The organism is Desulfobacterales bacterium, assembly GCA_029211065.1.
Lineage (GTDB): Bacteria > Desulfobacterota > Desulfobacteria > Desulfobacterales > JARGFK01 > JARGFK01.
This window is the reverse complement of sequence record JARGFK010000153.1, coordinates 1-8,165: the sequence shown is the minus strand read 5'-3', so window position 1 is coordinate 8,165 and position 8,165 is coordinate 1. Positions and strand designations below refer to the sequence as shown.

General features: G+C 46.2%; 9 protein-coding genes. 5 read left to right on the top strand and 4 right to left on the bottom strand.

The features are described 5' to 3' along the window. Nucleotides 1-256 precede the first annotated feature (256 nt). Together P1P89_21185 and P1P89_21180 are read left to right on the top strand one after the other, a co-directional pair. Entirely contained in the window at nt 257-829 is a 573-nt protein-coding gene (locus P1P89_21185) for a flavin reductase family protein (protein MDF1594030.1), read from the top strand. Nucleotides 830-861: 32 nt separating this feature from the next. Next, on the top strand, nt 862-1,677 hold the full coding sequence (locus tag P1P89_21180; protein MDF1594029.1) for an aldo/keto reductase: 816 nt from the start codon (nt 862-864) through the stop codon (nt 1,675-1,677). A gap of 93 nt (nt 1,678-1,770) precedes the next feature. On the opposite strand, the gene P1P89_21175 is transcribed toward P1P89_21180, so the two are convergent. Beyond that, on the bottom strand, nt 1,771-2,097 hold the full coding sequence (locus tag P1P89_21175) for a hypothetical protein (GenBank protein ID MDF1594028.1): 327 nt from the start codon (nt 2,095-2,097) through the stop codon (nt 1,771-1,773). A gap of 296 nt (nt 2,098-2,393) precedes the next feature. On the opposite strand from P1P89_21175, the gene P1P89_21170 reads away from it, so the two are divergent. Continuing rightward, nucleotides 2,394-3,095: a molybdopterin-dependent oxidoreductase gene (locus P1P89_21170; GenBank protein MDF1594027.1), complete on the top strand. Its 702-nt coding sequence runs from the start codon at nt 2,394-2,396 to the stop codon at nt 3,093-3,095. Nucleotides 3,096-3,417: 322 nt separating this feature from the next. Continuing rightward, the gene (locus tag P1P89_21165) at nt 3,418-4,341 is read left to right on the top strand and encodes a hypothetical protein (protein ID MDF1594026.1); all 924 of its coding nucleotides are present in this window, start codon (nt 3,418-3,420) and stop codon (nt 4,339-4,341) included. 721 nt (nt 4,342-5,062) lie between these two features. On the opposite strand, the gene P1P89_21160 is transcribed toward P1P89_21165, so the two are convergent. From P1P89_21160 to P1P89_21150, 3 genes are all read right to left on the bottom strand, one after another. Beyond that, nucleotides 5,063-5,314, bottom strand: a complete 252-nt coding sequence (locus tag P1P89_21160) for a CueP family metal-binding protein (GenBank protein MDF1594025.1) — start codon at nt 5,312-5,314, stop codon at nt 5,063-5,065. After that, the gene (locus P1P89_21155; protein ID MDF1594024.1) at nt 5,315-5,608 is read right to left on the bottom strand and encodes a hypothetical protein; all 294 of its coding nucleotides are present in this window, start codon (nt 5,606-5,608) and stop codon (nt 5,315-5,317) included. It abuts the gene before it with no gap. Between the two features lie 85 nt (nt 5,609-5,693). Further along, nucleotides 5,694-6,170 (bottom strand): MaoC/PaaZ C-terminal domain-containing protein, encoded by a 477-nt coding sequence (locus P1P89_21150; protein ID MDF1594023.1) that lies wholly within the window; start codon nt 6,168-6,170, stop codon nt 5,694-5,696. A 225-nt stretch (nt 6,171-6,395) separates the two neighbouring features. Between P1P89_21150 and P1P89_21145 the strand changes: the two genes are divergently transcribed. Further along, complete coding sequence (locus tag P1P89_21145) at nt 6,396-7,676, top strand: 4Fe-4S dicluster domain-containing protein (GenBank protein ID MDF1594022.1); 1,281 nt, start codon at nt 6,396-6,398, stop codon at nt 7,674-7,676. Nucleotides 7,677-8,165: the final 489 nt, after the last annotated feature.

The following is an 8,165-nucleotide window of genomic DNA, read 5'->3' as shown; positions in this document are numbered from 1 at the left end:
ATAAATAATTTCCTCTGTGCTCTCTGTGTGCTCAAGCGATCCCGCTTCTGCGGGAGAGCGGGTGAGAGAACAAGTAACGCTCATTCCCGCAAAACATAGCTTGGACCATCCCGCTATCCACGGGAAGGTTTATGGGATTAATTAAATAGAATTATGCTGAAACGGTGCTTTCTCAGATTATTTGAATTTGTTTAAATTTGATGGTAAGTTGGATCAACCCGCCTTTCGATGCCAAATAAATAATGGAGGTATATCAATGGATAAGATCAACATGGGATCAACGATTCCCGCGTACCCCATGCCGGTTTCCCTTGTGGGAGCACACGTGGATGGGAGGCCGAACTTCTTGGCCGTTGCCTGGTTTACCATGGTCAGCTATAAACCGCCGCGGATTGCCGTTGCTCTCGGAAAAGGCCATTACACCAATCCGGGGATTAAAGCGAATAAAACATTCAGCGTTTGTCTGCCTCATGAGGATATGGCGGAGGTAACGGATTATTGCGGAATCGTGTCGGGAAATAAAACCGATAAATCGGATATATTCGATCTTTTTTACGGGGAGTTGAAAACCGCCCCCATGATCAGGGCCTGTCCCCTGAATGTGGAATGTAAGCTGGTGGATATTGTAGAGAGTGGTTTAAATGAGATCTTTATCGGTGAAATCGTGGGAACTTATACGGAAGAGAGATTTATGACCGACGGCAAACCGGATTTTAAAAAAATGAAGCCCCTGATACTTTCGCAACCGGACACTTCCTATTGGCGCCTTGGGGAACCGGTGGCCGGGGCATGGAGCGTTGGTAAAAAATTCAAAGCCAAACGCAAATAGCACCGTCAGCAAGATGAAAACGAGGCACCTCCATGAACGATGATTTCCTGTATCGGGATGTTCCCGCACTTGGGCGTCGAGTGTTCCGGCTTGGTTTAGCCGCCAACTATGGTGTGGAGGGAGAGGATTTAGAGTGGGCCCTGGAACAGGGCGTAAACTATGTCTTCTGGACCCCAAACGCGCGGCGGGTAACAGCGTCGCTCAAAGCAGCCATAAAGCGTGACCGGGAATCTCTCATCCTGGCCTGCGGTCCCACCACCGCATATTTTGGCAGGGGCATCCGGCGCGCCTGTGAACGCTTGCTTAAGAAGCTCGAGACGGATTATCTCGATGTGTTTCAGCTTTTCTGGCTGGGTCGTACGAGCGCCTGGACGCCGTCCACGATTGATGCACTGGTATCCCTGCGGGAGTCAGGCATGGTCCGGTCCATCGGGGTGAGCATCCACGACCGTAAACGGGCGGGCAGGCTGGCCGAAGATTCTCCCCTGAACATGCTGATGATCCGCTACAATGCCGCGCATACAGGTGCCGAAAAAGACATCTTCCCTTACCTCGCCAAACGCAAACCGGCCATTGTCGCCTATACGGCCACGCGCTGGCGCGGCCTTCTGAAGCGCCCGAAAAGTTGGAACGGTCCTGTCATGACCGCATCGGACTGCTATCGCTTCTGCCTGTCCAATCCCCATGTCGATCTGGTGCTAACCGGCCCCAAAAATCGCCGGGAGCTCCAGGAGAATTTACGTGATCTGCGGGAAAAAGGTCCCCTGTCAGATGAAGAAAACCGTTGGATCAGAGACTTCGGGCAGATGGTTCACAGGGGCAGTTCTCGCTTTACATTCAGGTTTTAGGGTAACCGGAAAGGTCAACATAGTATACGCATATTGGAATGTCACCCCAGTTTTGGTTGAATTTCCAAACCCGTTACGATCTTGATACCACTTCTAATCCATGGTTACATGTCCATTCATTTCTGATAGATTAATCTCCGTTTCGCCGGTTTTATCAAATTTTAAGGCGCGATTTTGAAAATCCCGGGCGTCAATTTTTTCCTTGATCCACTTGCGCCAGTTTTCCTTTTCAGACGAGATAATCTTATCGAAATCCTTGGATGGATCAAAACGCAATAAGGCATCATCCTTTATCCAGACGCAATAATTACTCTTTTTCATCCCTTTTTCAGAAACAGAAAAAAAATATCGAAAGGTTGTGCTTCCGGGTTTTAATCCTTCTTCAATCTCATAATTTTTATATGACCATTTTTTCTGCATTTTTCCTCCGTTTAATGTCAGTTTAATTGATAAGACAGGTTGTCAGACTGATTTGAATTTCTATATTGCAACTATAAGCATTAAATCAATTTATCAAAAGGTGCATGTAAATCCGACATATGTATTTTTTTCAGCACTCCAATAACAATTGTGCAGCACTTTAGCTTGAAAATATTCCGGTATGCTCTAAATGCGCTTGATCCCGCCATTATTCGACTTATAATTAAACAATGGACGCACTCGGTATCTGAATTTACCCTAATGTTGCATAAAATGCATGGCAGGAATATTTTGATATGAAAATGCCCCTAAAAATAACCCGAAGAGACTTTATGGCGGCGACCGGCGGAACCATTGTATCCATCGGACTGCCGGGTGTTTTTCTTAAATTGACGGATTCCGACAATCGAGCGATGGCTGCAGAGCTAAGATCGGATGGACGACTGCGTATCCCCCCCGGTCAGCATGCCGTAAAAGCATTGCCGGATATGGGAGGATTGCAGAATGACGGCAACGTGTCCGCATGGAATTTGAAAATCGATGGCGAAGTGGAAAATCCGTTGACTTTGAAAATTTCGGATCTGATGGATTTCCAACAGATCGCCCAAACGTGTGACGTGCATTGTGTAACGGGCTGGACCCTGCTCGATTCCCGCTGGCAGGGTGTCTCTATGAAAGCGATTATGGAGTTGGTTAAGGTAAAAGACGGCGCACGTTTTGTCATCTTCGAGGCGCCCGGCGGCTATTCAAGCAGCATCCCCATCAGTGAAGCCGGAAAGGACAATGTGTTGCTGGCCCATAGTTTGTTCGACAAAAAACTTCCCCGGGCGCACGGGGCTCCCCTGCGCGCGTTAATACCGGATCGATATTTCTACAAAAGCGTTAAATGGGTCCAGCGAATTAAATTTACCGCTACTGATGAACCCGGGTATTATGAAAGCAGCGGGTACAGCAACAATGCTGATCCCTGGAAAGAAGAACGTTTTGATAACAATTGATCCATCCGCTTTATTTCTTTACGGTCGCTCCTATTGGCCGCCTACGCCAGATTCGTCATAGATTTTACGACTAACTGATATCTCTATTGCCTTATAAGATATTCCGGGACGGACGGCCCCCACTCTGAACTATCCTCAAAAATCAACATCTTGTGGATTTTGCATGTTTATGATATTGAACACTTGGATTTTCAATCTTCATCTGATTTCAACTTCACCTGACCCAGCACTATGGCAAGGAATCCTCATAACAATTAACCTATTATCATTCTGTAAAATCTCCAGCAAATAAACCAATAACCCCAAGATTGAGGAGTACACAATGAAAAGGTTAATAGTTTGCTTTATTATTCTGGCCTTCCTGGTAGGATCGTCTTTATATGCACAAATGAGAGGAGGTATGATGGGTGGAGGCCGGCCATTCAGCTCCCAACAATACAGTCCTACCCAAGACAAATGGTTTCTGGAGCAACTATATCTTGTAAGAGGCGGACAACTTTATGACGATTGGTGGAGGACAACAGTTGATACAACTAAACCTGATAATGATCATCCGCTGTGGAAAACGCAGACCACCAATAAACGTAAAGGATATGACACCTATCGTTGCAAGGAATGCCATGGATGGGACTATCGTGGTAAAGACGGTGCCTATGGTAAGGGCTCGCATTATACTGGCTTCGTAGGCGTCTTTCAGGCAGGGAAAAACTTATCTATAAAGGAATTGGAAGAGTCGCTGAAAGGATCGACAAATAAAGAACACGACTTTTTAAAAAATATCAGTGAAGATGATATGTTCGATCTGGCGCTGTTTATGCGGAAAGGTCTGATTGACACCAGAGAGTTTGTAGACAATGAAGGGATACCTTTGGGTGGAAATATCAGAACCGGAGACTATCTTTTCCAAAGAAACTGTACGCATATGTGTCATGGGAGGTGGGGAACAGCAATAAATTTTGGGGACGCTGAAAACCCTGAGTTCGTCGGAACTATAGCACACGACAATCCTTGGGAATTTATTCATAAAGTTAGGGCCGGACAGCCGGGAACGCGGATGCCTTCAGCTATTCTAAATGAATGGGGCGAAAGGGATATTCTCAACTTATTATCATTTGCCCGCACCCTGCCTAAAGAGAGTTCGGAAATTTATTGGGGAAGAGGTTGGGGTAGAAGAGGTATGATGGGCATGCATCAAAGAGATTATGCCCCTGGCAGAGGCAGAGGTTTTGGCCCAAGTTTAGAGTGATCTGTCTTATTTTAACCTTCCATGTGGCGATATTTTGGAGACTAGCTGATTGATGCTTGAATTTTTAGGAAAAACTGCACTATTCTAATCCTTGGCAAGGATGTTCCACTTTTGAATTACCATGATTACTGAAGACTATCTCTGATATGATCATAATCTGTCGGGATAAATTGGTTATTAATGACAATCCTTACGATGGTGGCTTATGGTTTCTTTTAGAACAGCTCTGACTATATGTGCCCACCTTTGACTTTATTCACAAATCAAGCCTGTAATTATGAGCAAAATGGGTGTGTTGCTTGCCTTGATTTGATCTGAAACCGAACCTACCAAAACCGCGCTTTTTCAACACGCCCGAAACTCAATGATACAGCGAGTATGGTTGAGTGTGGTGTGGATTACGCTTAATTCAAGAATGTGCAAGCCGGCAATTAAACCGTCCGGCGCTGCCGACAGGAGAGCTCACAGCGGAAAAAGTTGGGAGTGAACGCTGCAAAGGTCGATACAGCCGAGAAATTTAACCGACAGCTGGAGGCGGCAATCCACACACCCGGACCCCATCTGATCGAGGTCACTCTTTAACCCGTATATTTCATGAAAATTTTTTAGCACAGTGTAAAAAATATCATGATACTATGCGGAACAGAACCTTCAATGTGCAAGGGATCGGCCGGGGCTTTGGGAAAGGGGGCAAAACAGCCGCATCGTTCCACTTTCCACCCTATTGCAGACGAAACGTGGTGACGCAGGTCATGTCGCCGTCGCGGGTCCCAATCATGCCCCTGGCAGTAAGATTGTTCCGCTGTACCGTAAGATCGATCTTGCGGTTCCTGGGAAGCCACAGCTCAAAAAAGCCGTTTTGCAGGGTTGCGACGGTTCCATCGAATAAGACGTGTCCTTCCTGATCGACCGCTTTTACCTCAAACTTTTGATTCACCAGTTCCCCCTGACAGGAGGAAAAGTAATGAATCACTCAGGCATGCGTCTTTCTGATATAGGGTGCGACTGCCACCAACATCTTATCTGCAGGCATCGGGACTGTTTTGACCTGACCGTTGGGGAATTTAAAAATGATCTTCCAATCGTCAACGCTGATCGTAATATTCCTGTTCGTCCATCGCCATTTATTGGCGATGGCCACGGCCTGAACGGCATCCACATTCTCCAGTTCAGCCATGAGTGATTTCTGGTCGGCCTGAAGGGCGCAGGGTGAAAAGAGTAATATAGTCCAAAATGCGAATATGGCGAATGAAGTTGCAGTTTTCATATGTTTGCCTCCATAGAAATTATAATTATCGTTTACTCTTGGCGAAATTATATATTCCGGCTGGTCCGCCCGATATCGTATGACATCAAGACAGTCTGTTGGTCGGATCTCCCGCTTCGACCATTTGGGCTAAAATCATCCGTTCACGGGGGAGTGGCAGCCGGCCGGTTAAATGCGAGCAGCAGACCTTTTCTCCGGAAGCATTGAAAAAAAATGCCTCAGCTTCAGCTTTACCGGATTCCTCAATCTTAGTGATCGTTATCGTGCAGGTGATTGTGTCATCAAAGTAAACAGGCTTAATGAACTTGAATTTCATTCCGGTGGCTAACCACCCTACCTGTCCGCCAAATTCGCATATCATGGAACCGACCAATAATCCGTGACAAATCAGACGATCAAATCCTTTCGCCTTTGCCCATCTGAGATCATAGTGCACCGGATTATAGTCCCGGGTGATGTCTCCGAAGTGTTCGGTTTCCTCTTTTTTGAAGGTTCGTGAATAAGTGAACGCGTCACCTGTTTTAAGGCCGTCGATTGCCTGTTGACGTACGGGATTAGTCATAAACTGTATTCCTAATGGGGCAAATAATGCATTTAAAAAATAGCCCGGCAGCAGTTTTCAGAAATTGTGGTGAATCGAGTGGTTCAGGAATATATCCGATATTCCAAAAAGGATCAATAAATGGTATAAAAAATTCACTAATGAGTCTTTCTTTTTATCTTTTGAAAGGCCGCTATTCTTTCACAGCGAATCATTATGTAATGTTGGAAAGATAAGCATACAATCATGCCTCATCGCACAATCAAATCCGGCTATGCCAAGTTAGCCGACCGGTTGAATCGCTATCCCCAGGGAGCACCTACATCCGAACTATTATTCAAAATCTTGAAAATGCTTTTTAGTGAGAAAGAGGCCAAGCTGGTTTCGCTCATGCCCATCAAACCTTTCACAACGAAAATGGCCGGCCGCATCTGGAAAATGGACTTGATCAGCACGCAAAAAGTGCTGGATGAACTGGCCGGTCGCGCTATCCTGGTGGACATCGAACAGGATGGGGAGTCCGTTTATGTTTTGCCGCCTCCCATGGCAGGTTTTTTCGAGTTTTCCTTAATGCGAGTGCGGGAGGACATTGATCAGAAGGTATTGAGTGAACTCTTTTATGAATACCTGAATATTGAAGAAGATTTCATCAGGGAGCTGTTCACCAAGGGGCAAACGCAGTTAGGGCGTACCTTTGTCCATGAACCTGTCTTGTCCAAAGAAAATGCACTTCATGTTCTGGATTATGAGCGGGCGACCGAAGTCATTAAACGGGCTACGCATCGGGGTGTCGGGATCTGTTACTGCCGTCACAAGATGCATCATTTGGGCAGAGCCTGTAAAGCACCGCAGGAAATATGCATGACATTTAACAACACAGCCGGGTCGCTTATTAAGCACGGCTACGCCCGTTCGATAGAAAAGAAAGAATGCCTTGACTTATTGCAGATCGCCTATGAGCACAACCTGGTCCAGTTCGGTGAAAATGTAAGAGAGAAAGTAAATTTCATTTGCAACTGCTGTGGATGTTGCTGCGAGGCGATGATTACCGCCCGGCGTTTTGCAATTCTTAACCCTGTCCATACAACCAACTTTATCCCGGTTGTGACCGAATCTGTTTGCAACGGATGTGGCAAGTGCGTGACTGCCTGCCCGGTAGAAGCAATGACATTGGTTTCAGCGAACAACCCCGTCAAACCCAAAATGAAAGTGGCGAAGTTGTCTGAAGATATCTGCCTGGGATGTGGTGTTTGCGTTAGAACCTGCCCAAAGGGGAGTATTCACTTAGAATCCCGATTGAGCAGGGTTATTACCCCTCTGAATGGAACACACCGGGCGGTGTTGATGGCCATTGAACGGGGTAAATTGCAGAACCTGATTTTTGACAATCAGGTCTTATGGAGTCATCGAGCCATGGCAGGCGTTTTGGGCGTCATTCTGAAACTTCCGCCGGTCAAACAGGCTCTTGCAAGTCAGCAGGTGAGATCACGATATTTGGAAACGCTGATTCATCGCATAGATAATTAGAGTGACCTAAACCTAAAGAAATCAACTGTTCCGGTTTTGCCCCCCTGAAAATCTCACGAGAGAAAATAGGTGTGGGTCGGGCAAAGTACATGGGGATCGACGAAAAGTGGTTCGTACAGAAAAACATTATATACCCGGACATGTCTGTCATATAACCCACCGATGCCATAAGAGAAAATTTCTTCTAAAAATTACAAGAGATTAAGGAGCCTCTTGCCCTGGCTGTTGTCACGCGCGTGAAATAGCATTCTATCTAGGCTCTCTTCAGAAACTCTTGCCCCTAAGTTGGAATTCGCTACCGATAGTTCGTACATTACCCAATGTGTCTGTGCGGGTAACATATCCTTCGCAAGGATTCCACTAAGTATAGAGCGAGCCTGATCATACAAGCCGAGCCTATTCAGTGCCTCCCCCTTGTAGTAAAGGGCAGATCCCAAAGATGGTACTATTTGGATGGCTTGGTTTGCCATATCCAGCGCTTTGCTGGGG